We start from the raw sequence: 23405 nt of genomic DNA, 5'->3' as shown, positions 1-23405 counted from the left end.
ACACGTGGGGAAAAGAAACCGTTCGGAGGTCGCGCGCGATGCAATTTTCTCGAAAAATGATCCTTTTCGCCGCCCTGGGCTTCGCCCTGCCCGCCCATGCCGCCGATCCCGAACGCGGCGAGCGCATGTTCCGGGCGTGCACCGCCTGTCATTCTGTCATCGACGAGACCGGCTCGGCGCTCGTGCGCGGCGGGCGCACCGGGCCCAATCTCTACGGCGTGATCGGGCGCCATGCGGGCAGCGTGCCGGGCTTTCACTATTCTCCCTCCATGACCGAGGCCGGGCAGCGCGGGCTGCGCTGGAACGAAGCCGATTTCGTGGTCTATGTGCGCGACGCCACCGCCTTCCTGCGCGGCTATCTCGACGACCCTGAGGCGCGCGGAAAGATGGCCTACAGGCTGCGCGACGCGGACAAGGCGCGCGATGTCTGGGCCTATCTGGAACGCATCGCCGCCCCCTGAGCGCCCGCGACCTGCCAAGTGCTGGTCCCTTCCCCCGGGGCCACGCCGTCGCCACCGGACACCGCGTCCACGGCGCCCCCGGCCCGCGGTCCGGTATCGGCGTCCTGGCATATCCCGACCTTCTGATCTGCTCCGGCAGAGCAGGCAATCCCGGCGCACTGGCCACCACCCGCATCCCCGGCGTCTTGCAACCCTGGCGGCACCGGCCCGCCGCCCGGCGGCGCCGCGTCCCTCGCGACGTGGAGCCTGTGGCAGCCGCGCCCGGCAGCCTTTGCCGCGTATAGTGCGCGGTCGGCGGCATCCATGATTTCGCCGGGCGCGCGGCCCGGGTCATCACGGCTGAGCGTCGCGCCGATGCTGGCCGAGACACGACAGGTCAGCGTGCCGTCGCTCACCGGCTCCTCCAGCGCCGCGACGAGCCGCCGGGCGACGGTCTCGACCGTGCCGGTGGCGTCGATACCGGGCAGCAACAGCACGAACTCGTCGCCGCCCACGCGCGCGATCACGTCCCGGGCGCGCACCACCGACAGCATCCGCCGCGCCGCCACGCGCAGCACGAGATCGCCCGCCGCATGGCCATGGGTATCGTTGACCTGCTTGAAGAAATCGAGATCGAGATGCAGCAGCGCGAACGTCCCGCCCTCCTGAACCGCCTGTGCCAGCAGCGCGTCGAAGGCGCGTCGGTTGCGCAATCCCGTGAGCGTATCGGTCAGCGCCTGTTCCTGCGCGGCGAGCCGCGCCCCTTCGAGGCGGCGGTTGAGCCTGCGCGATTCCTCCATCGCCAGGGTCTTGGCCTCGAGCAGGTAAAGCATCTCGGTCGCCAGATCGGTCACCGCGAAATCCGCGCCGCTGAGGCCGTAATCGCGCACCGCGTCGACCACCGAGATGCCAAATGCGAGGTTGACCACCATCGCTCCCCCGGTTCCGCCCGCATTCTCGGGCGCCAGCAGGCAAAGCTGCCCCTTGAGCGCATAGCGCGGGCGCGACCGCAGCCGCAGGCGCAGCCGCGCCCCGTCAAGCGCGCGCAGCGCGGCGACGCCCTGCACGGCCCGCGGCCGGGTCAGTTCGAACAACTCGAGAAACCGCCTGCCGATCATCGGCTCGGGCGCCACGATCTTGGTCAGCGTCGGCCCGCCGCCGATGACGTGCCCGGTCGGGCCGATGACCACGTGCATGGGGCAGAACCGGTCCAGCATCGCCGCCATCGCCGGGGCAGCCGCGCCGCTCATGGCGCGGCCCGTCCGCTCGCGAGGTCGAAACCCCGCCCGTCGGCAAAGGCCGCGTCGAGCAGGCGCACCTCGATGATCTCGCGCGTGGCGTCGCAGCCGCGGTAATCGAGCACCACCAGCGCCCCGTAATCGTCGGCCATCGCGCGCAGCATGCCCAGCAGAACCGGCCCGAATCGCAGCCCCGCGCCATCTGCGCGCGCCATCTCCACGCGAAACACCCCCGCACCCTGCATGTAAAGGCTGATGGCGGGCAGGTCGAGTTCGGACATGGCGAGCCGCGCCCGGTCGGGCAGGTCCTCAAGCGATTCGAGGAACTCGGCGAAGTCCACCCCGCCGAAGCGCAACAGCCGCCGGATCGCCTCGGACCGGGGCTGCGCCACGAGATAGGTGCCGAGATCCTCCAGCAGGTCGGCGGACGACCGTGAAAACCGTGCCGCGACCGCCTCGACCAGGCGCGCCGTCACCCCCGGATCGCACGGCATCAGCGGCTCGAACGCGGACTCGTCGATCCCTAGGCGCGCCGTCACCTCCTCCCACAGGGGATCGCCGTAGCTGTCCCTGACGAAACACGCGATCGCGCGGTTGATCAGCCCGTTCATGGCCCTCTCCTTGCCGGTGCGCGCAGTCTGGCTACCAGAGTTTAACATTCCCTGAACGCCCGCCGCTTGTCAGCGCACCGGGGGCCTGCTACCACCGCCGCCATCCGTTGGGGTGCCCTGCAAGGGGCTGAGAGGCCGCGCCAACCCATCGAACCTGACCCGGCTCGCACCGGCGGAGGGAACGGAGACGCGCGCAAGCGACCTGCCCTGTCCCCCGCCCAACCAAAGGACCGGCCATGCAAGCCGCCACGCCGCCCGCACTCCTCATCGACGGCACCGCCACGATCGGCGGCGCGCCGCTCTTCGGCCCGCTCCGGCTCGAGGCGGCGGCGGGGCGGATCACCTGCCTTCTCGGCCCCTCCGGCATCGGCAAGACCACGCTCCTGCGGCTGGTGGCGGGGACCGACGAGGTGACGCGCTTCGACGGGACCATCACCGCCTCCGACGGCGCGCCGGTCACCGGGCGCGTGGCGCTCATGGCACAGGGGGCCGACCTGCTGCCCTGGCTCGACGTGACCGGCAATGTCACCCTCGGCGCGCGGCTGCGCGGCACGCGGGCCGATCCCGCCCGCACCCGCGACATCCTCGCCCGCACCGGGCTGTCAGAGCACGCGCACAAACGGCCCCACGCCCTCTCCGGCGGGCAGCGGCAGCGCGTGGCGCTCGCGCGCACGCTGATGGAGGACCGCCCCCTCGTGCTGCTCGACGAGCCGTTCTCGGCGCTCGACGCCGGCACCCGCGCGCAGATGCAGGAGCTGGGCGCGCAGCACCTTTCGGGGCGCACCGTGCTCATGGTCACCCACGATCCGGGCGAGGCCGCGCGCATGGGCCATGCCATCCACATCCTCGGGGCGGATGGGCTCGAGACCGTCGCGCCCCCCGCGGCCCCCGTGCCCCGGCCCGTGGACGATGCCGGGACGCTCGAAGTGCAGGGCCGCCTGCTCGCCCGGCTGCGCGCCACAGGGGCGGCGGCATGAGCCGGCTCATCCCCATCGCCGCCTCCACCGCGCTGGCGCTCGCGCTCTGGCAGGCGCTTGTCACGCTCGCGGGTCTGCCGCCCTTCATCCTGCCGGGGCCGGGCCGCGTGGCCGAGGCGCTGTGGCACAGCCGCGCGCTGATCGCCGGGCACGCAGGCGTCACCATCGCCGAGGTGCTGATCGGGCTGGCGCTGGGGGCGATATTGGGCGGGCTCTCGGCCATCGGCCTCGCCGCCTCGCCGCTGGCGCGCGGGCTGATCCGCCCGATGATGGTGTTCTCACAGGCGATCCCGGTCTTCGCCCTCGCCCCCATCCTGACGCTATGGCTGGGCTACGGGCTGTGGTCCAAGATCGCCATGGCGCTGCTGATCATCTACTTCCCGGTTACGTCGTCGTTCTTCGACGCCCTGATGCGCACCCCGCAGCCGTGGCTCGACCTCGGGCGCGTGATGGGGGGCTCGCCCGCGCGGTTGATGTGGCACATCCGCGTGCCCGCCGCCCTGCCCGGCTTTGCCTCGGGTCTGCGGCTGGCGGCGGTCTACGCCCCCATCGGCGCGATCATCGGCGAATGGGTGGGGGCCTCCAAGGGGCTTGGCTACCTCATGCTGCTGGCCAATGGCCGCGCGAAAATTGATCTGATGTTCGCCGCCCTCATCGTGCTGGCGGTGTTCACGCTTCTGCTGCACCGCGCCGTCGACATCGCTTGCCGCCGCTGGCTGGACGGGACGGCGGCGGGGTGAGGCGGAGCGCTTGGCGCGTGGTCGGGCGGCGTGGCGGTGAGGGCGTTCAGGACGGCTCAGGGTCCGTTTAGAGTACTCGCACGACGAGCCTCGTCTAAACCGCGGCAATTGGCAGGTGGCAAAGACAGCGGACTTTGCTGACTTCGTGGCGGATTACGGCAGGCAGCGCCTCGGGCCTATCCATCTCTTTCCGACGATTCCCGGATGGCAATCCAGTGCAGGGCAGGAATGATTCAGGTCAAAGATATTTGGGCCATGAGGGCGTATACAGAAAAGATCAGCTAGATGCGCTAACTGTAGCCATGCGTTCAACTCCCAAAGGAGGTCGATATGCCTGTAAGGAGAGTCTCGATATTTCCGTTGGCAAGCGCCGTCGTTTTTGCGCTTGCACCAACCGCACTGTATCCGGCCGGGGATCATGCTGGTGGCCACCAAGAGCCACTTGAGACCATGCGTGAAATGCACAGAAGTCACGAGCACGAGCATGATTTCGATGTGATGGATGAGATGACCGACGAACAACGACTGCGGCTGAATACCTTTTTGAAAAGTGTTGGTTTGGTTCTTCCATCGATGAGCTCGCACCGGGGCCGCGAAGTTTTTCTGGAGAAAGGCTGCGTGGTCTGCCATTCGGTCAATGGCATTGGTGGCGACGTTGGTCCAAGCTTCAATGCTGCTGATATGCCCAGCCCGATGAATGCCTTCGAATTCGCAGCCAGGATGTGGCGGGGCGCGCCAGCGATGGTGCTGATGCAGGAAGAGCAAATGGGGGATTTCATCAACCTCACCGGTGAGGAACTGGCTGATCTCGTCGCCTTCGTTCACGATGCCGAAGAACAAGAAGAATTGATCATCGATCAGGTTCCGAATCGATTTCGGGAAATGATCCACCCGTAATGCGAGGCCCCAGTTTAGACGTCAGCGACCGCTGCCAACAGTCGGATCAGTAGCGTAACGTCCCGCACCCAGCTCATCGCGGCGACCGTCATACCGCAGACCGGGTCCTTCTCCGTTTCGGCCCCTTACGGATTGCCACGTCGGCATCCGGCCGTTTTATCCTGGCGCAACGGCCATTCAGAGTCCCCTCCCCCCAAGGCCCCCGAAAAATCGTCAGGCACCTCTCGCCGTCAGACGCCCACATGCGCCGTAGCGGGTGCGTCTCCCCCACCGATCCGCCCCATGACGGGCAGACGCCGGGCCCTGCCCGACCCCGTTCTTCTTGGCCCAAATACTCGACGCCGACGACTGCCTTATCGCGACACGTCACGATTGCGCGCCACGAAAAAGATCGCCTCTCGCCCGAATGCCATCCAACTTCGCGTTCTACGCTGCACGGATGAGCACCTTGCCGCCGACCCGCCTTGCGACTTCTCTGCGCCTCTCGGTCTTCGTCGATGCCGACAACATCCCCGCCACGCAGGCCGGGGCCATCCTCGCGCTTGCCCGCCGCCACGGCGCGCCCGACCTCGTGCGCGCCAATGGCAACGCCTGCAAACTGCCCGCATGGGACGAAGCGCCGGGAGTTCACCTCGTCCATTCCGGCAGCGGCAAGAACGCCGCTGACATGCTGATCTGCCTCGACGCGATGGAGCGCGCGCTCTCGGGAGAGTGCGAGGCGGTTCTGCTCGTCAGTTCAGACCACAATTTCACCCACCTCGCCACCCGCCTGCGCGGTTACGGGTTAGCCGTGATCGGTGCAGGAGAGAGCAAGACGGCAGAACGGTTCCGCGCGGCCTGCTGCCGCTTCGAAGAATTGGAGCCGCCAAGACTGCCTTGCGCCGTCCCATCAAGACCGGTTGAGCCGTGCGATCTGGATAGGTGTATCCGCACAGTCATCGAGAAACACTCCAAAGACGCGACCGGCCTCAAGGTCCAGACGCTTGGCATTCTCATGTACAGGCAGTTCGGAATACAGATCAGCCGACGACCCGAAAAGACTTGGCGCGCATATCTCGAAGGGCGTTCTGTCTCGTTCGCGCTCGACCCCAAGGGCCCGAACGCCAAGGTCCGCAACAAGCCCGCGGCCTTCGGCACCCCCGCGACCTGATACGCGGATCGCTTAAATTGCCCCGTTCTTCTTGGCCCAAATACCCATCCCCCGACCGCCGCCCCACGCACCGCCGGAATACCGACGCAATACCGACGTGTTACCGACGCCGATTTCGGCCCCTTTTCAGAAATCCGTCGGCGCACCGCCCTCGGCCTTGCGCCGCTCCACGAAGGCCGCCAGTTCCTCGCGGATGCCCTCGTCCATCGGCGGGGCCTCGAAGTCCGCGATGATGTCCTGGAACACCTGGTGCGCGCGCGCGGTCGTCCACACGCCCCCCGCCGCCTCCCACGCCTCGTAATTGCGCCAGTCGCTCAGGAACGGCGCGTAGAAGGCCGTAGTATAGCGGTCCTGCGTGTGCTGGATGCCAAAGAAGTGGCCCTGCCCGCCGACTTCGCGGATCGCGTCGATGGCGATCTCGTCCGGCCCAGTGGCGGTTAGCATCGGGTCCATATACCGCTGAATATGCTGCAAAATCTCGCAATCCATGACGAATTTCTCAGGGGACGCGATCAGCCCCCCCTCCAGCCATCCAGCCGCGTGATAGACCATGTTGGCCCCCGCCTGCACCGCCGACCACAGGCTGTTGGAGGTCTCCCATATCGCCTGCCCGTCGGGCACGTTGGCCGCGCAAACACCCGAGGCCCGCATCGGCAGCTTGTAAAACCGCGCCAGTTGCCCGGTCATCTGCGTCGCGCGCATGTATTCGGGCGTGCCGAACGCGGGCGCGCCGGATTTCATGTCCACGTTGGAGGTAAACGTGCCAATCGCACAGGGCGCGCCGGGCCGGATCACCTGCGCCAGAACCACCGCGCACAGCGCCTCCGCCAGCGATTGCGCCACCGCCCCCGCCATCGTCACCGGCGCCATCGCCCCGGCCAGGGTAAAGGGCGTCACCACCAGCCCCTGCCCGCGCCGCGCCAGCCGCATCCAGCCGTCGAGCATCGGGTAGTCGTGCTTCAACGGCGAGGTGGAGTTGATATTGGTATACATGCGCGGCGTGGCCTCGAATTCCTCGTGGCTGAGACCGCCCGCGATGCGCACCATCTCCATCACATCCTCGACCCGCTCCTTCCCGAGGCAATAGGCATGCGCCACCTTGTCGGTCAGCGTCAGCTTGTCATAGAGCACGTCGAGGTGCCGGATGCTCGCGTGGATGTCCTGCGGCTCCACCGGGTAGCCGCCGACGAAATGGATGCAGTTGAAATATTGGCTCAATTTCAACAGGTTCTGGCACATCTCGCGGGTGCCCGTCACCTTGCGCCCGATCTTCATGTCCCAGTAACTCGGCGGCGAGGAGACGTTGCCGAAGTTCAGGTGATTGCCACCGATGGTCAACCGCCGGTCGGGGTTTCGCGGCGTGATGGTCCAGCTCTCGGGTGCTTTCCCGATCATCTCCATGACGAAATCGCGGCCCATGCGGACGTTCTCGCCATTGATCTTGCAGCCACCCGAGGCGCGCAGGATCTCCACCGCCTCGGGGTTGAGGAACTCGATGCCGATCTCCTCGAGAATGCGCATCGCACCGTCGTGGATCGCCTTCACGCCCTCGGGTCCGAGCGGCTCGGTCGGCCGGTCGATGTTCACCGGCGGGTTCCACGGCATCTGCTCGATCACCGCGCCGCCGCGCCGCGCGGCATTGCCCGCGCGGCCGCCACCGCGCTTCCTGCGTTTGAGATCCTCGGCCATCTTCGCGCCCTCCCGGTGCTCGTCTTCCATAACGAAACACCGCGCGCGCGCAGCCCACATGCCGCTTTGCGACGAAACCTGTCGTTTTCACTCTTTCAGGCGACGGCCATCCGTCGGCGGCCCGTGTGCCAGAGATAGACGGCGAGGCTCACCACCACCACCGCGCCCCCCGCCAGCATCATGGGCGTGGGCTCCTCCCCCACGCCCAGCCACACCCAGAGCGGGCCGAGCACCGTCTCCAGCAGCAGCAGAAGGCTCACGTTCGAGGCGTGGGTGTAGCGCGAGGCAAGCGAGAGCGAAAAGAACGACACCGGCAGGATCACCAGCCCGCAAACCGCGATCGCCCAGACCACACCGTCGATCATCGCCACAGGCCCGGTGATCGCGGTGCCCGTCACGCCCGCGAGCGCCGCGCCCAGCCCGATCAACAGCGGGATCGGCAGGTCGGGGCGCGCCCGCAGAATCACGAAATTCAGCGCCAGCACCATCGCCACCCCGAGCCCCGCAATCGCCCCCAACAGCGTGTCGGAGGTCAGCGTCACCGCCCCCTCGCCGCCGAACACCGCCAGCGCGATGCCTCCCAGCACCACCACGATCGTCACCCATGTCGCGCGGCGCGTCGGCTCGCCGATGATGATCCGGGCGAACAGCGCGGCAAAGACCGGCACCGTCGCCACCGCCAAGAGCATCACCGCCACCGGCGCGTGCGCGATGCCGAGGCTGAACAGCGTGGCGTTGACATACTGGCAGGCCACGATGGCAAGGCCGAAACCGGTCGCCAAAAGCGCCAGGTCGCGGCCCCGGCGGCGCGACGTCAGCGCCCAGAGGGCCACCATCACCGCCCCCATCAATAGGCCGCGCCAGCCCACCATCTGATAGCCGCCCATGCCCGACAGCCGCATGAACAGCGCGTCGGGCGTGAGCACCAGCGCGCCGAAGGTGGCGAGAAACAGGCCAAACAGCGGGTGTCGCGTCATGCCAGAAGCCACCCAGGCAGGTGGCCGATATCTGGCAGCACCGCGTCGGCGAACGGGGCGAGGTCGGCCGCCACGGCCGTGCCGGTCAACACGCCCACGCATACCATCCCCGCCGCGCGGCCCGCGATCAGGTCATGGGTGCTGTCGCCCACCATTACCACCCGGCCGGGCGCGACCGAGACTGCCCGCGCGAAGGCCAGGAGCGGCCCTGGCGCGGGCTTGGCCCCGTGACCGGAATCAAAGCCCGCGATGAAATCGAACCGCTCCAGCACCCCTGCCGTACCCAGATGCGCGCGCGCGCCGTACTCGGTGTCGTTGGTCATCACACCCAGCCGCAGCCCGCGGGCGCGCAACCCGTCGAGGTAAGGGGCCAGAGGCACGGCTGGGGCCAGGGGCGCCTCGGAGGCGCTCAGCATCAGGTGGATCTCGATCTCGTCCACGTCCCTGTCGTGCAACGCCCCGGCCAGGCATTCGGCGGCCTCGCGGTTGGTACCTGCGATAATCGGGCTTGTCGGCAAGAACCGCGCCGCCGCCAGGTCGTAATGCGCGACCTCGGCCAACCGCGCCATCGCCACTGCCTCGCCACCTGCAAGGTCGCGGATCACCTGCCCCGCCCACGTGCTCCACGTGGCGTGGAAATCGAAGAGCGTTCCGTCCTTGTCGAACAGGATTGCGTCGGCGCGGCTCATGTCCAGTTCATCTCCGCCCCGCCGGGCAGGGCGGCGCGCGCGCGCATCGGCACGTCATAGCCCAAACCTTGCGAGTCACAGAACGCCGCGACCCATGCGTCGTCCATCGCCAGGAAATCAAGCACCGCGCCCAAGAACTCGGGATCGGCGGCACGGGCGCGCAGATCGGCCTCCGAGGCCCCGGTGGCCCCGAGGAAAACCGGCAACAGATCGTCATGGCCCGCGAGCCAGCCCAAGGCCCCGAGCGCGACCGTCTCGGCGAAATCCTGCGTCATGTTCATTTGAGTTAATTCCCGGAAAGGTTTTCTTAACCACTCGGCGCGATAGTGGCCCAAAGGTAAACGCTTAGAGCGAAGGCGCAACCGCAATGTCGGGCACGGTTCTCATTGTAGACAATATGGCCACCAACAGGATCGTGTTGAAGGTCAAGCTCGCGCCAACCCCCAACCGGGTCGTGCAGGCGGCTACCCCGCGCGAGGCGCTGCGCCTCGCAGCAAACGACGCGCCGGACCTGATCCTCGCCAATACCAACCTCGACGGGCAGAGTGCCGAGCCGTTCCTGCGCGCGCTGCGCCGGGTCGAAAGGCTGGCGCACGTGCCGGTGCTGATGGTTCAGGACACCGAATGCATCGCCGAGCGGCAGGCCATGCTTCGCGCGGGCGCCGACGACATCCTCGCCAAGCCGGTCCCCGAGGCGCTGCTGCTCGCAAGGCTGCGTAACCTGTTGCGCAGCCACCACGCCGAAACCGAGATCGCCGCGCAGGCGGGCGATGCCACCGGGTTCGCCGAAGCGCGGGCCGAAATCGTCCTGCCCGGGCGCGTCGCCATCTGCGGCGCGGATCGCGCCGCGACCCGCGCGCTGCGCAGCCTGCTGGCCGATTGCACGCCGCATCGCCTGGCCTGCATAGCCGCCGAGAGCACCACCCCACCAGGACCGCAGGACGTGCATCTCCTACGCATCGCCAACGGTCAGGCCGAGGCCGGACTGCGCCTGCTGGCGGATCTCAAGGCCGCGCGCGACACCTGCCGGTGCCCCGTCCTCGTCCTGCTCGACCGCGCGGCAGCCCCGCTCGCCGTAACGCTGCTGGACATGGGGGCCGACGACGTCCTGCTTGCCCCCGCCGACGGCGGGGAACTGGCCCTGCGCATCGCCCGCCAGATCGACCGAAAGCGCCGGATCGAGGTGCTGCGCGGCAAGCTGCGCTCCGGCATGGCCGCAGCGATCCGCGATCCGCTTACCGGTGCCTACAATCGCCGCCATGCCTTGCCCTGGCTCGAACGCCAGCTCGCGCAGACCACGATCGGGCGCAAGAGCCTCGCGGTGATGCTGGCCGACCTCGATTTCTTCAAGCGGGTCAACGACCGCCACGGCCATGCCGCGGGCGACGCGGTGCTCTGCGCCGTGACCGAGCGGCTTGGCGCGCATCTGCGCGAGGGTGACCTGCTGGCGCGCATCGGCGGCGAGGAATTCCTGGTCGCGCTGCCGGACGCCACGCCCGGACGCGCCCGCCGCGTAGCCGAGCGCCTGTGTGACGCGGTCCGTGCCACGCCCATTGCCGTACCGGGCCAGCCCGCGCCGATCCCGGTCACGCTCAGCATCGGCGTCACCCTCGTGCAAAGTGGTCCCGGCAATCCTGCTCCCGACATGCAGACCGTCCTGGAAGAGGCCGACCGCGCGCTCTACGCCGCCAAGGCGCAGGGCCGCAATCAGGCCAGCTTCTGCGCCCGCTCGGCGGCCTGACCGGGGCGCCCGCGAAAAGCACGCGGCGTCTCGCCCCACATTGCCACGAACGCGCGAGTAAAGGCGCTGCGGCTCTGAAACCCCACCGCGCGCGCCACCTGTTCCACCGGTGCCTGTCGCTCGGTCAGCATCTGCGCCGCCCGCGCCAGCCGCAGGTCGCGCAACAGCGTCATCGCCCCCTGCCCATAGGCCGCCCGAAACCGCGCGGCAAAGCGCGACCGGCTCATCCCCGCCGCCGCGGCGAGACTGTCGAGCGTGTGGGGCGCGCCGGGCTCGTCGAGCATCGCACGCAAGCCGCGCCACAGCCCCGGGTCAGCCAGCGCTGCCAGCCAGGTGACTGCCGGATCGCCCGCCTCCAGCCGCACGCGCAGCATCTCGATCAGGCATTGCAGCAACAGCGCGCGCACCATCGCCCGCTGCCCGGGCCGGATGCTCCCCATCTCGGCCACCAGCGCCGCCATTGCCTGCGCCGCCACCGGGCTCGCCGTCACGTCGAGATCGAGCGGCGCGCGCAACAGATCGATCAACCCGTGTGTACCCCGCAGCCCCACCGAGATCGTGGAGCAGAGCACCACCATCACCCCCGCCCCCTCGCCGCGCGCGACATGCGCCTCGAGGTCGAGCCCCGCCGGGTGGCAGGCGGGCAGCCCCACCTGACCGCCGCCGCGATGGGCGAGCGAATGGGTGCGGCTCGCCGGCACCAGCACCAGCCGCCCGGGCGCCAGGTCGAGCGGCGCGCCGCCCTGCACCGACAGCACGCCCCGCCCGCCCAGCACGTAGTGCAGCGTGGCGCGCGGGGTGCGTCCCAGCCCCATGCTGCACGCACCCTCCAGCGCGCAGATGGCAAAGGGCTCGGCGCTGATCTCCAGCGCGTCGAGAATCCGGTCGTGGGGGTGCTCCGTCATGGGGCCGATCCTGCCGCAGCGGGACGTGAAAGGCACGAAAAATCGTCCATATGCCACCGATTCAGGACGCAAAGGCACATCACCTCCGGCAGACTACATCATGTCAAAACCAAGGGAGAGACCCGATGTGCACCTGTCACGATCACGACCATGAGCCGAAATTCACCCGCCGCGCCGCGCTCACCGGCACGGCCGCGCTGGCCGCTGCCGCCACCGGGCTCGCCGCCTCTGGCGCGCAGGCGCAGGAGGCCAACCCCTACGCGCCGCCCGCCGAGCCGTTCCTGCCGCCCAGCGACATGGTGCTCGACCTTTCCCGCGCGGCCCTCGTCGTCACCGATCCGCAGATCGACTTTCTCTCGCCCGACGGCGTCGCCTGGGGCGCGGTGGGCAAGTCGGTCGAGATGAACAACACCGTCGACAACATCGAACGGCTGTTCAAGGCGGCCAAGGGCGCGGATATCACCGTCGCCGTCTCGCCGCACTACTACTACCCCACCGATCACGGCTGGAAATTCGAGGGCGCGCTGGAAAAACTCATGCACAAGATCAGCATGTTCGACCGCAAGAGCCCGCTCAGCCTCGACGGGTTCGAAGGCTCGGGCGCCGACTACATGCCCCAATACAAACCCTATATCGAGGACGGCAAGACCATCCAGTGCTCGCCGCACAAGGTCTACGGACCGGAAACCAACGATCTCGCGCTGCAACTGCGCAAGATGGGCGTGGACCAGGTGATCCTAGCGGGCATGTCGGCCAACCTGTGCACCGAGAGCCACATGCGCGAACTGCTCGAACAGGGCTTCGAGGTGGCCGTGGTCTCCGACGGCACGGCGGCGGCGATGCTGCCCGAGGGCGACGGCTATCTCGCCGCGCTGACCAACTTCCGCTTCATGGCCAACGCACTGTGGACCACCGACGAGGTCGTGGCGATGCTCGGCTGAGCGCGCCACCGGCCCGCGCCCCCGGGGATGAGGCGGGGCCGCCCGCGCGGGATCACACCCCGCGCGGGCATTTCCTTTTTCAGCGAACCGGCCTATCCCTGCCTCTGACCAGATGGAGGCAAGGCGATGGCACAAACCATGATCGGGGTGATCGGCGGCTCGGGGCTCTACGGGATCGACGGGCTGAATGCCGCCCGCTGGCAAGAGGTCGAAACCCCGTGGGGCACCCCTTCGGACGCGATCCTCACCGGCACGCTCGACGGGGTAGCGATGGCCTTCCTGCCCCGCCACGGACGGGGTCATGTCCACAGCCCCTCGACGGTGCCCTACCGCGCCAATATCGACGCGTTGAAGCGGCTCGGCGTCACCGACGTGATCTCGGTCTCGGCCTGCGGCTCGTTCCGCGAGGAGATGGCCCCGGGCGATTTCGTCCTCCTCGACCAGTATATCGACCGCACCGTCGCGCGCGACGCCTCGTTCTTCGGCACGGGATGCGTCGGCCATGTGAGCCTTGCGCACCCCACCTGCCCACGCCTGTCAGAGGCTTGCGAGACCGCCGCGCGCGACGCAGGCATCACCGTGCACGCGGGCGGCACATACCTGGCAATGGAAGGCCCGCAATTCTCGACCCTGGCGGAATCGAAGATGTATCGCGAGGCCTGGCGCGCGGACGTGATCGGCATGACCGGCATGCCCGAGGCGCGGCTCGCCCGCGAGGCGGAGCTCTGCTACGCCGCCGTCGCCATGATCACCGATTACGACAGCTGGCACCCCGATCACGGCACCGTCGACATCTCCGACATCATCGCCACGCTCGGGGCCAATGCCGACAAGGGCCGCGACCTTGTCCGCCGCTTGCCCGCACTCTTGGGCGCAGACCGCGCGCCCTGCCCCCACGGCTGCGACCGCGCGCTCGAATACGCCATCCTCACCGCGCCCGACAAACGCGATCCGGCCCTCGTCGCGCGGCTCGACGCGGTGGCGGGGCGGGTGCTCGGCTGATCGCGGGCTGCTCAACTCTTCGCGCGCAGCGTGTCACATCACTGGACGCCTGCGCGCCCCGCCCCCATTACAGTCCCATGTCCCGGCTCATCGACAAGCTCACCGACCAGACTTGGCGCCACGACATGGGCCGCAGGTTCGAGGCACTCGCGGACGAGATTTTCCAAGTGATCCGCTGGGTGCTCATCGTTGGGTTCGCCGATTATCTCGCGCGCGCCCATGACGCCGCGATCCTGACGCTCACCTACTGGGCGCTGTCGGCGCTGCTCTTCGGCTACATCGCCTCGCGCTTCCTGTTGCGGCCCGAGATTCCCTTTCTCGGCAACCCGTCGGGACGCGCCGCACGCCTCGCGCAATCGGCGCTCAACTTCCTGCTCTGCGTGGGGGTGTTCCTGCTCACCCTCTACGCCATCAGCGATCTGACCGGCGCCATCGCCGCCTATCGCGGCGCTCTCTGAGCCCTTGCGCGGCGGCTCGCGCTACGGCACAAGCGCGGCGACCGACCGGAGAGCCGCCATGCCCAAGCAAAAGACCGTCAGGGACTACATCCGCACCATCGTCGATTTCCCCCACGAGGGGATCCTGTTTCGCGACGTGACCACGCTCTTCGCCGATCCGCGCGGGTTTCGCATCGCCATCGACCAGATGCTGCATCCCTATGCCGGGCAGCCCATCGACAAGGTGGCCGGGCTCGAGGCGCGCGGCTTCATCCTCGGCGGCGCCATCGCGCACCAGCTCTCGGTGGGTTTTGTCCCGATCCGCAAGAAGGGCAAGCTGCCCGGCGCGGTAATCTCGGAGGAGTACCAGCTCGAATACGGCGAGGCCGTGATCGAGGTCCACGACGACGCCATCGCACCCGGTGAACGGGTGCTCCTGGTGGATGACCTGCTGGCCACGGGCGGCACCGCAGCGGCAGGCATCCGGCTGATCGAGCGCCTTGGGGGAGAGATCACCGGCTGCGCCTTCATCGTCGATCTGCCCGATCTCGGCGGGCACGCCCGGCTCGAGGCGATGGGAATGGACGTGCACACGCTCTGCGCCTTCGAGGGAGCGTAAGGCGCGCCCGCTCAACCCGCGCTGCGCACCACCCGCGCCGCCAGCCGCAGGGCATGGGCAGGCTCGCGGCTCATCGCGGGCAGCACCGGGTCGTATGCCGCCCGGATAAGCGCTCCGATATCGGGCCGCAGCACCACCCGCCCGTCCGCCAACTGCCCCAGCGCCGAGCGGTCGGTGAACGCGCGGTCCGACCACAGCAGGACCGTCTGCACCACCTGGCTCAGCGCCAGCGTCTCGGCGGGCACGGCGGAGAGGTCTTCGTCCATGCACAAAAAGACGAACGCCGCCCGGATCGCGCCGTCCTTGTCAAAACGGAAGATGCGGTACTGGTTGGCCCCCTCCGCCCCAAGCCGCGCCACCAGCGGCGCGAGGTCCGGCACCAGCCTGTCGAGGTCGGGCACGGCCAGCAATTCCTGCCAGTCGCGAAAGAAGAACATCATCAGGTTCGCGCCCAGTTCCGGGTCGGTCTCGGCCATCCGGTGATCCGCCAGCGCCACCACCGCCTCGACCGCGCCCTTGACCACGCTCAGCGTCGCATCCTCCACGCCAAACACGACCGGCACGATGGGCCGCCCCCAGCGGGCAAACAGGAACTCCCCGTCCGCACGGGTAAACAGCGCCGCGATCTCGTCGGGTGTCAGGGTGTCGCTCATCGGCCGCCTCCGCAATGCCGCGCCCCTCTAGCAGGACCGATCCACCCCCGCAAACCCCTGCGGTTTCTTCTTGGCCCAAATACCCAAACCCCGCCACCGGCCACCCGCGTCTCACTTGCCGAAAAGATCGCTCGTGCCCTTCGGCCCCGGCGCCTCAAGCCCCAGATGCCGCCACGCCGCGGCCGCCAGCATCCGCCCCCGTGGCGTGCGCTGGATAAGGCCCTGTTGCAGCAGGAACGGCTCGATCACCTCTTCGAGCGCGTCGCGGCTCTCGCTGAGCGCCGCCGACAGCGTCTCGATCCCCACCGGGCCGCCGCCATACGCCTCGGCAATCAGCCGCAGATAGCGCCGGTCGGCCCCGTCGAGGCCCAGGTGATCCACCCCCAGCCGGGTGAGCGAGGCATCGGCCAGCTCCCGGCTGATCTTGCCGCCGCCCTCGACCACCGCGAAATCCACCACGCGGCGCAGCAGACGCCCGGCGATGCGCGGCGTGCCGCGCGCGCGGCGCGCGATCTCGCGTGCGCCCTCGGTCTCTGTGGGGATGTTCAACAGCCGCGCGTTGCGGGTGACGATCTCGTGCAACTCGTCGATCTCGTAGAATTGCAGCCGCGTGGGGATGCCGAACCGATCGCGCAGCGGCGTGGTCAAGAGGCCCAGCCGCGTCGTCGCCCCGACCAGCGTGAAGGGCTGCAACTCGATCCGCACGGTGCGCGCCGCCGGCCCCTCGCCGATCACGAGGTCGAGCTCGAAATCCTCCAGCGCGGGGTAGAGCACCTCCTCCACCGCCGGGTTGAGCCGATGAATCTCGTCGATGAAGAGCACGTCGTTGCGCTCGAGATTGGTGAGGATCGCCGCGAGGTCCCCCGCCTTGGCCAGCACCGGGCCCGAGGTCATGCGAAACCCCACGCCAAGCTCGCGCGCCATGATCTGCGCCAACGTCGTCTTGCCCAGGCCGGGGGGACCGTGAAACAGCGTGTGATCCATCGCCTCGCCCCGTTGCCGCGCCGATTGGATGAACACCGCCAGGTTGGCCCGCGCCTCGCGCTGCCCGATGAATTCCTTGAGCGCGCGGGGCCGCAGGCTGCGGTCGCTGTCCTCGGGCAGTTCCTCGGGCCGCAGGGTGGGGTCGGGGTCGGTCATGGATCAGCCCTTCGGTGCCAGCAGCCGCAGCGCGGCGCGGATCAGCGCGGCGGTGTCGGCCTGCGCGTCTTCGCCCGCCGCCTGCGCCACCGCACCCGCCGCCTCGCCGGGGCCGTACCCGAGGTTGGTCAGCGCCGAGAGCGCCTCGGCCTGCGCGCCCTTGCCCGCCGGTGCGTGGCCGACAGGGTCCGCGGCCGCGACGGCGGGGGCAGCCGCCTCGATCACCTCGCCCGCGTCCGGCATGGGTGGCGGGGCAGTCCCCATCGCCATCACCGTGGGCGCCTTGTCCTTCAACTCGTTGACCAACCGTTGCGCCGTCTTGGCCCCTACCCCCTTGGCCGCGGTAATCGCGTTCCAGTCGCCGATGGCGATGGCCCGACCCACACCCTCGGGCCCCAGCGCGCCGAGGATTGCCAGCGCCGCCTTGGCGCCCACGCCCTGCACGCTCATCAACAGGCGGTGCCATTCCTTCTCCGCCAGCGTCGGAAAGCCGAATAGCTGCAACAGGTCCTCGCGCACCAGGAGGTCGGTATAGAGCGCGGCCATGCCGCCCACGCCCGGCAGCGCGGCGAGCGTGCGTTCGGAGCAATGCACGATATAGCCCACCCCGCGCACGTCTATCAGGACGTGATCGGCCCCGCGCCAGTCGATCCGCCCCGCGATGCGCCCGATCATGCCAGCCCCCCGGCCAGTGCGCGCCCGTAATGCGCGTGGCAGATCGCCACCGCCAGCGCGTCCGCCGCGTCGGGCCCCGCCAGCACCACGCCGGGAAGCTGCACCCGCACCATGTGCGCGACCTGCTCCTTGGCGGCATGGCCCACGCCCACCACCGTCTTCTTCACCCGGTTGGGCGAGTATTCCCCCACCGTCAGCCCGTATTGCGCGGGCACCAGCAGCGCCACGCCCCGCGCCTGCCCCAGCTTGAGCGTGCCCGCCCCGTCCTTGTTGACAAAGGTCTGCTCCACCGCCGCCGCCTGCGGATCATAGCGGTGAACGATATCGCCCAGTTGCTCGTAGAGCGACAACAGCCGCGCGCCCAGATCGTCGCCCACCGAATGGCATACGCCGTTGGCGATGTGGCTCAGGCGGCTGCCCTGCACCTCGATCACGCCCCATCCGAGGTTCCGCAATCCCGGGTCGATGCCCAATACCCGCATGTCTGCCCTGCCCGCTTCGGTTTTCGCCTCAATAGCACGAAACGTGAACGACAACCAAGCACAATGCGCGGGCCGGGACCGCGTCGAGCGTTGCAGGAATTGCATAAGGACTATGCAGAAACCCCAGCTTGCGCGGACCGGTTGCCCCGATTAGCTGCACTATACAAACGGGTTGCCCCGATAGCCCCCCCCGTATCAAGGAACGACGCACATGGCACTCATCGACACCCCCCGCGCCCACGCGCACCCCCGCCCCGCCTTCGGCCTGCTCTCTCGCATCGTCGAGGCCGTGATCTCGTGGAACGACCGCCGCGCCACGCGCACGGCGCTCGCCCAGCTTTCGGATCGCGAGCTTGACGATATCGGCCTGAGCCGCGGCGATATCGACCGGGTCGCCCGCAGCTTCTGAGCGCGCAGGCCACCACAGGATCGCACGCGCCCCGTGCGGACATGGTCCGCGCGGGGCTTTTTCGTGCCTGTCCGCCCGGCTCAGCGCAGGACCGGTGCCAGGTATCCGGCCACCCACCGTGTCAGCGCGTCGGGGTGCATGATCATTGCACCCGCCTGTTCGAGCACATGACCCTCGGCCAACCGCGCAATCCGCGCCTCGTAGGTGTCTCCACCCAGATGCGCGAGCACGACCGCCTTGAAGAAGACAAAGCCAACCAAGAGGTAGAGAACGCCGCGTAGCGGGATCATCCGTCGGCGGCGGCGCGGCGCGAAAACGATCAGACCGTCCGGCCGTACCTTGCCGACATAGCCTCGTCCCAGCCGGGCGTGCGACTCGTCGATCCGGCGCAGGCGGGCGTTGAAATTCCGAGTGGCATCAGACATCGCCTCAGTCCCGCAGAAACGGCCCCCACCGCGATGCGATAATTCTGCGGTCGAAATGTGGCAATAACTGGGCAGACCTCTCGCTTCGGCCAGATTTCGACATATTTTCAGTGACTTTTAGACATTGTCAGGGTTGACCAGTCACCAATCTCTTCGTGATGTTCGAGACTGTTTCCAAGCTCTGAATAAACCGCGATCACCTCCGCGGCCTGCTCGTTGAGCAGCCCCGACAGAATCACCCTGCCCCTGGGCGCGAGGGCTTCGGTGATCCCCGGCGCAAGCGCCAGCAGAGGCCCCTTGAGGATATTGGCAAAGATCAGGTCAAAGGGCGCCGCGCCGCGCAGCACCGGGTGGTCGAGCCCCTCGGCCTCGACACACGTCACGCGGCCTGTCAGCGCGTTGGCCGCCAGGTTTGCCTCGGCCACCTCCACCGCCACCGCGTCGATATCCGAGGCCAGAATCACGGCGGGCCAGATGCGCGCCGCCGCCATCGCCAGAACGGCGGTGCCACAGCCGAGGTCCAGCACCGACTTGCCCTCGAAGCCGTCCGCCGCCAACCGGTCGAGCGCCCGAAGACAGCCAAGCGTGGTGCCGTGATGCCCGGTGCCGAACGCCATCGACGCCTCGATCAGCAGCGGCTCGCATCCCTCCGGCACGCGATCCGCGTCATGGCTGCCATAAACGAAAAACCGCCCCGCCTCGACTGGGCTCAACTCGCGCCGCACCTTGGCGACCCAGTCGATCTCGGGCAGTTCCGACACGGTAAAGGGACGCGCGCCATGCGCCGCCGCCAGCAGGTCGAGGGCGACGGCATCAGGGGCCTCCTCAAAATAGGCGCCGATCTCCCACAGGCCCGATCCGTCCTCCATCTCGAAGGCACCGACGCCGGTCGGTTCGGGTGTCAGCCTCTCCAGCGCCTCGGCGAGCGCCTCGGCCTGTGATTTGTCGCCGAGCGTGGTGAGCGCGGTATAGGTCTTTGTCATAAGAGGTCCGTATAAAAGCTGTTGATCGAATGAATTTCGTGACACGATACCGCAGTAGCCGCAAGCGGCAGCGGCGCGTATGGTATCGAAGACAGGTCGATGGAACACGCCTGCTTCCGGACAACTAGAACTCAGATGGAATTCCGATGCCCGCAGCCGTTCTTTTCCTTTTCTATATCCTGGTGGTCTGCACGCCGCTGGCGCTGGCCACGGTGCAGGGCCAGCCGCCGCGGGGCGTGTGGGATGAACTGGCCGCTGGCGCCGGCATGGCGGGGCTTGCCATCCTCTTGGTTGAATTTGTGCTGTCGGGGCGTTTCCGGTCGATCTCGGGCAACATCGGGATGGATGTCACGATGCGGCTGCACCAGTTGCTGGCACGGTCGGCGGCAGTTCTGATCGTCCTGCATCCGTTTCTCTATCGGGGACAGCAAAGCCTTGATCCCCGCCAGTTGCCGCCGGGCTCGGGCGCGCTGGATTTCGGGTTTGATGGTCTCTGGCCTGGAATCGTCGCCTGGCTTCTGCTGGGGGCCCTGATGGTGATGGCGATCGGTCGCGATGCATTGTACCGCCATGAGCATTGGCGTCTGACGCATGGGGTGATGGCGCTGATCGTGGCGGCCCTGGGCATACTGCACGCCACGCGGGCCGGGCAATATAGCCGTGAGCCGGTGTTGACCTGGGTCTGGGGCAGTCTGCTCGGCATCGCGGTTCTCTCGTTGCTCTGGGTCTACGTGATCAAGCCGATCTGGAAGCGCGCGCATCTTTGGCGGGTCAGCCGGGTGCGCAAGCTGGCCGACCGGACATGGGAATTGCGGCTTGTGCCAGAGGGGCATGACGGCCTGCGCTATGCCCCCGGGCATTTTGCCTGGATCAGCATCGGGCGGAACGCTTTTTCGTTGAATGAAAACCCGTTCTCGATCGCCTCGGCACCCAGCGACGGATCCGAGTTGCGCTTCGTGATCAAGGAACTGGGAGATTTCACCAATCACATTGGTGACGTCGAGGCCGGCACCCACGCCTATGTAGACGCGCCGTTCGGTGCCCTGACGCTAAAAGGGCATGAGAGCGCCGCAGGCCTGTGCCTGATCGCGGGCGGGGTTGGCATTGCTCCGACGCTGTCACATCTGCGTGCCTTGAACGCAGCAGAGGACCCGCGCCCGCGCCTGCTGATATACGGCAACAGGCATACCGGGCAGATCGTCCATGGCGAAGAGTTGAGCCAGATGGCGAGAGACACACCGCTCACGCTTGTGCATGTGCTATCCGACCCCCCGGATGGCTGGACCGGAGAAACCGGTTTTGTCCGCCGGGACCTGCTTGAGCGCTACATTGACGAGAACGCGCGGCAGGCGTGGGTTTTTATCCTGTGCGGTCCGCCGCCGATGCTGCATATGGTCGAAACCGCGCTTTTGGAGATGGGCGTGCCCGCCCGCCATATCCTTTCAGAGCAGTTCAGCTATGACTGACCGAACCAGCCGCCAACGCATCATCCGCGCCTTTTGGACCCTGAATCTCGCTATCGCTGCAGCCGTGATTGCCTTTGCCCTGCGCGGGTACTGGCTCTGACATCATTCTGCGGGTTTCGGCACAAAGCCTGCCAGAATGGTTTCATACCCCGGTTCGGGGTGGCGCGGGATCATCAGCGCCAGCATCAGCGACACCACGGCCATCCCGGCGGCCATCACGAACACCCAGGCCGGTGACACCAGCCACAGATAGCCCAGCGCGGCGGGCAGGAACACAGCGGCGATATGGTTGATGGTAAAGGCCACGGCGGCGGTGGGGGCGATGTCGCCGGGATCGGCGATCTTCTGGAAATAGGTCTTGAGCGCCAGCGCCAGCGAGAACAACACGTGATCCACCACGTAAAGCCCGGCGGCCAGTACCACCCCCCAGCCGAACATGTAGATGCCGCCATAGGCGAGGAATACCAGTGCCAGCCCCACATATTCGAATATCAGCGTATTGCGCTCCCCATAGCGGAATACCGCCCGGCCCATCAGGGGGGCTGCCACCATGTTGATCACGAGGTTTATCATGAACAGCGCGGTCACCTCGTGCACCTCGAAACCGAACCGCTCGACCATCATGAAGCCTGCGAAGACCACGAATATCTGGCGCCGCGCGCCGGCCATGAATTGCAGCGCGTAATAGAGCCAGTAGCGGCGGCGCAGCACCATCTTCTTGACCTGCGGGTTCGGCGCCTCGAAGCGCGGATAGGCGAGCAGGCAGAACACCGCGACGCAGGCGGTGAACCCGCCCGCCACCATGTAGACGAGGTTGTAATTCAGATCGAACGCCCGCCACGTCAGCACGATCAGCACATAGGCCACCAGCGTGGCGCCGGACCCCGCAGCCAGCAGCCATCCCAGCATCTGCGGTGCGCGCAGCTTGTCGAGCCATTGCAGTTGCAACGACTGGTTCACCGTCTCGAAATAGTGAAACCCGATCGAGCTGAGCATGGTGATGGTGAGAATCCCGCCCAAGGAGGGAAACTGCGCGGTGAACGCCGTGGCCACCCCCAACAGCAGCAGCGACACCAGGCCCAGCACCTGCTCGTGCATGAACATGATGAGCGCGATCACCCCGATGGCGAAAAAGCCGGGGATTTCCCGCACCGTGTGCAGCCAGCCGATGTCCGAGCCGTCGAACCCGGCCATTTCTATGACGAAATTGTTGAGCAGCGCCGACCATGTGGCAAAGGCCACCGGCATCGCAGCGGCCATGAGGAAGAGCAGCGTCACGGGGCGTCGCCAGACGGGCAGATCCCGCGCCCGGCCAAGGGGGAATTGCGCATTCATGCGCATTCCTTACGCCCAAGTCGCGGCCTTGGCGAGAGGCCGCGACCTCGTCCGCCCGAAATCTTCAAAAGATTTCGGACCGCTTTCTTTTCAAGAAAGCGACCAGGCGTCATCCCCGGGCTTGACCCGAGGCTCTCCTCTTACCACGAGATCCCCCGGCCAAGCCGGAGGATGACAGCCGCGCCGCCGTCAGCCCGCGCCCTGATCTGCGCTCGTGCCGCTCATGTAATTGGCCATGAAGGCCGGCTCGCCCATCTTGCGCAACAGGTCGAGTTGCAGGTCGAGCCATTCCCAGTGGCCCTCCTCGTCCTGCACGATCCGCTCGAACAGTGCCCGCGTGCCGATATCGTCACTCTCGAACGCCTGCCGCGCGGCCTTGGTATAGAACTCGATGGCCCCGGCTTCCTCTGTCTTGTCGGCCTCGAACAGCGCCTTGAGGCTCTCGGCCTTGTTCGGGGTCTTGGCGGCCTCCAGTTTGGGCACGCCGCCGAGGAACATGATCCGGTCGATGAACGCCCCGGCATGGCCCAGCTCTTCGTGCATCTCCTCGCGCATCTTCACGGCCAGCTTGTCGATGCCCCAATTTTCCAGCGTGTGGGCATGCAGCAGGTATTGATGCACCGCCGTCAATTCCATCGACAGCGCGGTCTGCAGGTTCTCGATGCTTGTCGTCCGGTCGGTCATGGGGCCCTCCTTCGGTCCGATTTCAAGTCAGTCACCTATTCACGAAACCGCGTTTTGCAACACCGCGCACCGGCGCGATACCGACAGGATACCGACGCGA

General features: G+C 67.5%; 27 protein-coding genes and 1 riboswitch. Of the genes, 12 read left to right on the top strand and 15 right to left on the bottom strand.

Annotation, left to right across the window (positions count from 1 at the left end; genetic code table 11):
• Positions 1-56: 56 nt before the first annotated feature.
• A complete protein-coding gene (locus CRJ03_RS10655; RefSeq protein WP_240611640.1) occupies positions 57-461 on the top strand; it encodes a c-type cytochrome in 405 nt (134 codons plus the stop codon).
• Here CRJ03_RS10655 and CRJ03_RS10650 read toward each other — a convergent pair.
• Positions 434-1690, bottom strand: a complete 1257-nt coding sequence (locus CRJ03_RS10650; RefSeq protein WP_206018356.1) for a GGDEF domain-containing protein — start codon at positions 1688-1690, stop codon at positions 434-436. The genes CRJ03_RS10655 and CRJ03_RS10650 overlap by 28 nt on opposite strands.
• Positions 1687-2289 (bottom strand): heme NO-binding domain-containing protein, encoded by a 603-nt coding sequence (locus CRJ03_RS10645; RefSeq protein ID WP_104018849.1) that lies wholly within the window; start codon positions 2287-2289, stop codon positions 1687-1689. The genes CRJ03_RS10650 and CRJ03_RS10645 overlap by 4 nt, the downstream gene beginning before the upstream one ends.
• A 98-nt stretch (positions 2290-2387) precedes the next feature.
• A riboswitch (TPP riboswitch) is annotated at positions 2388-2487 on the top strand.
• Positions 2488-2525: 38 nt separating this feature from the next.
• Between CRJ03_RS10645 and CRJ03_RS10640 the strand changes: the two genes are divergently transcribed.
• The 4 genes from CRJ03_RS10640 (at position 2526) to CRJ03_RS10625 (ending at position 6053) form a co-directional block, all read left to right on the top strand.
• Positions 2526-3266 carry an ABC transporter ATP-binding protein gene (locus CRJ03_RS10640; RefSeq protein WP_104018848.1) on the top strand — a complete coding sequence of 247 codons (741 nt, stop codon included), beginning with the start codon at positions 2526-2528 and terminating at the stop codon, positions 3264-3266.
• Complete coding sequence (locus tag CRJ03_RS10635; RefSeq protein WP_104018847.1) at positions 3263-4006, top strand: ABC transporter permease; 744 nt, start codon at positions 3263-3265, stop codon at positions 4004-4006. The genes CRJ03_RS10640 and CRJ03_RS10635 overlap by 4 nt, the downstream gene beginning before the upstream one ends.
• A gap of 330 nt (positions 4007-4336) precedes the next feature.
• Positions 4337-4903, top strand: a complete 567-nt coding sequence (locus CRJ03_RS10630) for a c-type cytochrome (RefSeq protein WP_240611639.1) — start codon at positions 4337-4339, stop codon at positions 4901-4903.
• A 406-nt stretch (positions 4904-5309) separates the two neighbouring features.
• Entirely contained in the window at positions 5310-6053 is a 744-nt protein-coding gene (locus CRJ03_RS10625) for an NYN domain-containing protein (RefSeq protein ID WP_240611638.1), read from the top strand.
• Between the two features lie 126 nt (positions 6054-6179).
• Here the strand turns inward: CRJ03_RS10625 and CRJ03_RS10620 are convergent, their stop codons facing one another.
• The 4 genes from CRJ03_RS10620 to CRJ03_RS10605 form a co-directional block, all read right to left on the bottom strand.
• Entirely contained in the window at positions 6180-7742 is a 1563-nt protein-coding gene (locus CRJ03_RS10620) for a trimethylamine methyltransferase family protein (protein ID WP_104019176.1), read from the bottom strand.
• 95 nt (positions 7743-7837) lie between these two features.
• The gene (locus CRJ03_RS10615; protein ID WP_104018845.1) at positions 7838-8719 is read right to left on the bottom strand and encodes a DMT family transporter; all 882 of its coding nucleotides are present in this window, start codon (positions 8717-8719) and stop codon (positions 7838-7840) included.
• Positions 8716-9408: an HAD family hydrolase gene (locus CRJ03_RS10610; protein WP_104018844.1), complete on the bottom strand. Its 693-nt coding sequence runs from the start codon at positions 9406-9408 to the stop codon at positions 8716-8718. Before CRJ03_RS10610 ends, CRJ03_RS10615 begins: the two co-directional genes overlap by 4 nt.
• A complete protein-coding gene (locus CRJ03_RS10605) occupies positions 9405-9689 on the bottom strand; it encodes a DUF3572 domain-containing protein (protein WP_104018843.1) in 285 nt (94 codons plus the stop codon). The genes CRJ03_RS10610 and CRJ03_RS10605 overlap by 4 nt, the downstream gene beginning before the upstream one ends.
• Before the next feature lie 86 nt (positions 9690-9775).
• Between CRJ03_RS10605 and CRJ03_RS10600 the strand changes: the two genes are divergently transcribed.
• On the top strand, positions 9776-11149 hold the full coding sequence (locus tag CRJ03_RS10600) for a diguanylate cyclase (protein WP_104018842.1): 1374 nt from the start codon (positions 9776-9778) through the stop codon (positions 11147-11149).
• On the opposite strand, the gene CRJ03_RS10595 is transcribed toward CRJ03_RS10600, so the two are convergent.
• On the bottom strand, positions 11116-12054 hold the full coding sequence (locus CRJ03_RS10595; protein ID WP_104018841.1) for an AraC family transcriptional regulator: 939 nt from the start codon (positions 12052-12054) through the stop codon (positions 11116-11118). The two genes, CRJ03_RS10600 and CRJ03_RS10595, sit on opposite strands and share 34 nt — an antisense overlap.
• Before the next feature lie 125 nt (positions 12055-12179).
• Here CRJ03_RS10595 and CRJ03_RS10590 point away from each other — a divergent pair, with 125 nt between their 5' ends.
• The 4 genes from CRJ03_RS10590 (at position 12180) to CRJ03_RS10575 (ending at position 15053) form a co-directional block, all read left to right on the top strand.
• Positions 12180-12995: a cysteine hydrolase family protein gene (locus tag CRJ03_RS10590; RefSeq protein WP_104018840.1), complete on the top strand. Its 816-nt coding sequence runs from the start codon at positions 12180-12182 to the stop codon at positions 12993-12995.
• A 126-nt stretch (positions 12996-13121) separates the two neighbouring features.
• Complete coding sequence (locus tag CRJ03_RS10585) at positions 13122-13997, top strand: S-methyl-5'-thioadenosine phosphorylase (protein ID WP_104018839.1); 876 nt, start codon at positions 13122-13124, stop codon at positions 13995-13997.
• Between the two features lie 77 nt (positions 13998-14074).
• Positions 14075-14455: a hypothetical protein gene (locus CRJ03_RS10580; RefSeq protein WP_104018838.1), complete on the top strand. Its 381-nt coding sequence runs from the start codon at positions 14075-14077 to the stop codon at positions 14453-14455.
• Between the two features lie 58 nt (positions 14456-14513).
• Positions 14514-15053, top strand: a complete 540-nt coding sequence (locus CRJ03_RS10575; RefSeq protein WP_104018837.1) for an adenine phosphoribosyltransferase — start codon at positions 14514-14516, stop codon at positions 15051-15053.
• An 11-nt stretch (positions 15054-15064) separates the two neighbouring features.
• Here CRJ03_RS10575 and CRJ03_RS10570 read toward each other — a convergent pair whose 3' ends face one another.
• From CRJ03_RS10570 to ruvC, 4 genes are all read right to left on the bottom strand, one after another.
• Complete coding sequence (locus tag CRJ03_RS10570; protein WP_439126638.1) at positions 15065-15706, bottom strand: hypothetical protein; 642 nt, start codon at positions 15704-15706, stop codon at positions 15065-15067.
• A 111-nt stretch (positions 15707-15817) separates the two neighbouring features.
• Positions 15818-16846: a Holliday junction branch migration DNA helicase RuvB gene (gene ruvB, locus CRJ03_RS10565; RefSeq protein ID WP_104018836.1), complete on the bottom strand. Its 1029-nt coding sequence runs from the start codon at positions 16844-16846 to the stop codon at positions 15818-15820.
• Between the two features lie 3 nt (positions 16847-16849).
• Entirely contained in the window at positions 16850-17521 is a 672-nt protein-coding gene (gene ruvA, locus CRJ03_RS10560) for a Holliday junction branch migration protein RuvA (protein ID WP_104018835.1), read from the bottom strand.
• Complete coding sequence (ruvC, locus tag CRJ03_RS10555; protein WP_104018834.1) at positions 17518-18003, bottom strand: crossover junction endodeoxyribonuclease RuvC; 486 nt, start codon at positions 18001-18003, stop codon at positions 17518-17520. Before ruvC ends, ruvA begins: the two co-directional genes overlap by 4 nt.
• A gap of 211 nt (positions 18004-18214) precedes the next feature.
• On the opposite strand from ruvC, the gene CRJ03_RS10550 reads away from it, so the two are divergent.
• On the top strand, positions 18215-18412 hold the full coding sequence (locus tag CRJ03_RS10550; protein ID WP_104018833.1) for a DUF1127 domain-containing protein: 198 nt from the start codon (positions 18215-18217) through the stop codon (positions 18410-18412).
• Between the two features lie 80 nt (positions 18413-18492).
• Here the strand turns inward: CRJ03_RS10550 and CRJ03_RS10545 are convergent, their stop codons facing one another.
• A complete protein-coding gene (locus CRJ03_RS10545; RefSeq protein WP_104018832.1) occupies positions 18493-18837 on the bottom strand; it encodes a hypothetical protein in 345 nt (114 codons plus the stop codon).
• Between the two features lie 107 nt (positions 18838-18944).
• Positions 18945-19820: a 50S ribosomal protein L11 methyltransferase gene (locus CRJ03_RS10540; RefSeq protein WP_104018831.1), complete on the bottom strand. Its 876-nt coding sequence runs from the start codon at positions 19818-19820 to the stop codon at positions 18945-18947.
• 146 nt (positions 19821-19966) lie between these two features.
• Here CRJ03_RS10540 and CRJ03_RS10535 point away from each other — a divergent pair, with 146 nt between their 5' ends.
• Positions 19967-21286: a ferredoxin reductase family protein gene (locus CRJ03_RS10535; protein WP_104018830.1), complete on the top strand. Its 1320-nt coding sequence runs from the start codon at positions 19967-19969 to the stop codon at positions 21284-21286.
• A 102-nt stretch (positions 21287-21388) separates the two neighbouring features.
• Here the strand turns inward: CRJ03_RS10535 and CRJ03_RS10530 are convergent, their stop codons facing one another.
• Positions 21389-22621 carry an MFS transporter gene (locus CRJ03_RS10530; RefSeq protein ID WP_104018829.1) on the bottom strand — a complete coding sequence of 411 codons (1233 nt, stop codon included), beginning with the start codon at positions 22619-22621 and terminating at the stop codon, positions 21389-21391.
• A gap of 189 nt (positions 22622-22810) precedes the next feature.
• Positions 22811-23305 (bottom strand): bacterioferritin, encoded by a 495-nt coding sequence (locus tag CRJ03_RS10525; RefSeq protein ID WP_104018828.1) that lies wholly within the window; start codon positions 23303-23305, stop codon positions 22811-22813.
• Positions 23306-23405: the final 100 nt, after the last annotated feature.

This window comes from Roseovarius nitratireducens (assembly GCF_002925845.1).
Classification (GTDB): Bacteria; Pseudomonadota; Alphaproteobacteria; order Rhodobacterales; family Rhodobacteraceae; genus Roseovarius; species Roseovarius nitratireducens.
The sequence above is the reverse complement of the archived record's forward strand: the minus strand, read 5'-3'. Positions and strand labels throughout refer to the sequence as shown.

Coding starts and splice junctions, on each gene's coding strand:
- CRJ03_RS10640 (WP_104018848.1), top strand. CDS start 2,526: ATGCAAGCCGCCACGCCGCCCGCACTCCTCATCGACGGCACCGCCACG.
- CRJ03_RS10620 (WP_104019176.1), bottom strand. CDS start 7,742: ATGGCCGAGGATCTCAAACGCAGGAAGCGCGGTGGCGGCCGCGCGGGC.
- CRJ03_RS10625 (WP_240611638.1), top strand. CDS start 5,310: ATGCCATCCAACTTCGCGTTCTACGCTGCACGGATGAGCACCTTGCCG.
- CRJ03_RS10535 (WP_104018830.1), top strand. CDS start 19,967: ATGCCCGCAGCCGTTCTTTTCCTTTTCTATATCCTGGTGGTCTGCACG.
- ruvA (WP_104018835.1), bottom strand. CDS start 17,521: ATGATCGGGCGCATCGCGGGGCGGATCGACTGGCGCGGGGCCGATCAC.
- ruvC (WP_104018834.1), bottom strand. CDS start 18,003: ATGCGGGTATTGGGCATCGACCCGGGATTGCGGAACCTCGGATGGGGC.
- CRJ03_RS10645 (WP_104018849.1), bottom strand. CDS start 2,289: ATGAACGGGCTGATCAACCGCGCGATCGCGTGTTTCGTCAGGGACAGC.
- CRJ03_RS10545 (WP_104018832.1), bottom strand. CDS start 18,837: ATGTCTGATGCCACTCGGAATTTCAACGCCCGCCTGCGCCGGATCGAC.
- CRJ03_RS10610 (WP_104018844.1), bottom strand. CDS start 9,408: ATGAGCCGCGCCGACGCAATCCTGTTCGACAAGGACGGAACGCTCTTC.
- CRJ03_RS10590 (WP_104018840.1), top strand. CDS start 12,180: ATGTGCACCTGTCACGATCACGACCATGAGCCGAAATTCACCCGCCGC.
- CRJ03_RS10650 (WP_206018356.1), bottom strand. CDS start 1,690: ATGAGCGGCGCGGCTGCCCCGGCGATGGCGGCGATGCTGGACCGGTTC.
- CRJ03_RS10605 (WP_104018843.1), bottom strand. CDS start 9,689: ATGAACATGACGCAGGATTTCGCCGAGACGGTCGCGCTCGGGGCCTTG.
- CRJ03_RS10575 (WP_104018837.1), top strand. CDS start 14,514: ATGCCCAAGCAAAAGACCGTCAGGGACTACATCCGCACCATCGTCGAT.
- CRJ03_RS10635 (WP_104018847.1), top strand. CDS start 3,263: ATGAGCCGGCTCATCCCCATCGCCGCCTCCACCGCGCTGGCGCTCGCG.
- CRJ03_RS10530 (WP_104018829.1), bottom strand. CDS start 22,621: ATGAATGCGCAATTCCCCCTTGGCCGGGCGCGGGATCTGCCCGTCTGG.
- ruvB (WP_104018836.1), bottom strand. CDS start 16,846: ATGACCGACCCCGACCCCACCCTGCGGCCCGAGGAACTGCCCGAGGAC.
- CRJ03_RS10525 (WP_104018828.1), bottom strand. CDS start 23,305: ATGACCGACCGGACGACAAGCATCGAGAACCTGCAGACCGCGCTGTCG.
- CRJ03_RS10655 (WP_240611640.1), top strand. CDS start 57: ATGATCCTTTTCGCCGCCCTGGGCTTCGCCCTGCCCGCCCATGCCGCC.
- CRJ03_RS10630 (WP_240611639.1), top strand. CDS start 4,337: ATGCCTGTAAGGAGAGTCTCGATATTTCCGTTGGCAAGCGCCGTCGTT.
- CRJ03_RS10570 (WP_439126638.1), bottom strand. CDS start 15,706: ATGAGCGACACCCTGACACCCGACGAGATCGCGGCGCTGTTTACCCGT.
- CRJ03_RS10600 (WP_104018842.1), top strand. CDS start 9,776: ATGTCGGGCACGGTTCTCATTGTAGACAATATGGCCACCAACAGGATC.
- CRJ03_RS10580 (WP_104018838.1), top strand. CDS start 14,075: ATGTCCCGGCTCATCGACAAGCTCACCGACCAGACTTGGCGCCACGAC.
- CRJ03_RS10540 (WP_104018831.1), bottom strand. CDS start 19,820: ATGACAAAGACCTATACCGCGCTCACCACGCTCGGCGACAAATCACAG.
- CRJ03_RS10550 (WP_104018833.1), top strand. CDS start 18,215: ATGGCACTCATCGACACCCCCCGCGCCCACGCGCACCCCCGCCCCGCC.
- CRJ03_RS10585 (WP_104018839.1), top strand. CDS start 13,122: ATGGCACAAACCATGATCGGGGTGATCGGCGGCTCGGGGCTCTACGGG.
- CRJ03_RS10595 (WP_104018841.1), bottom strand. CDS start 12,054: ATGACGGAGCACCCCCACGACCGGATTCTCGACGCGCTGGAGATCAGC.
- CRJ03_RS10615 (WP_104018845.1), bottom strand. CDS start 8,719: ATGACGCGACACCCGCTGTTTGGCCTGTTTCTCGCCACCTTCGGCGCG.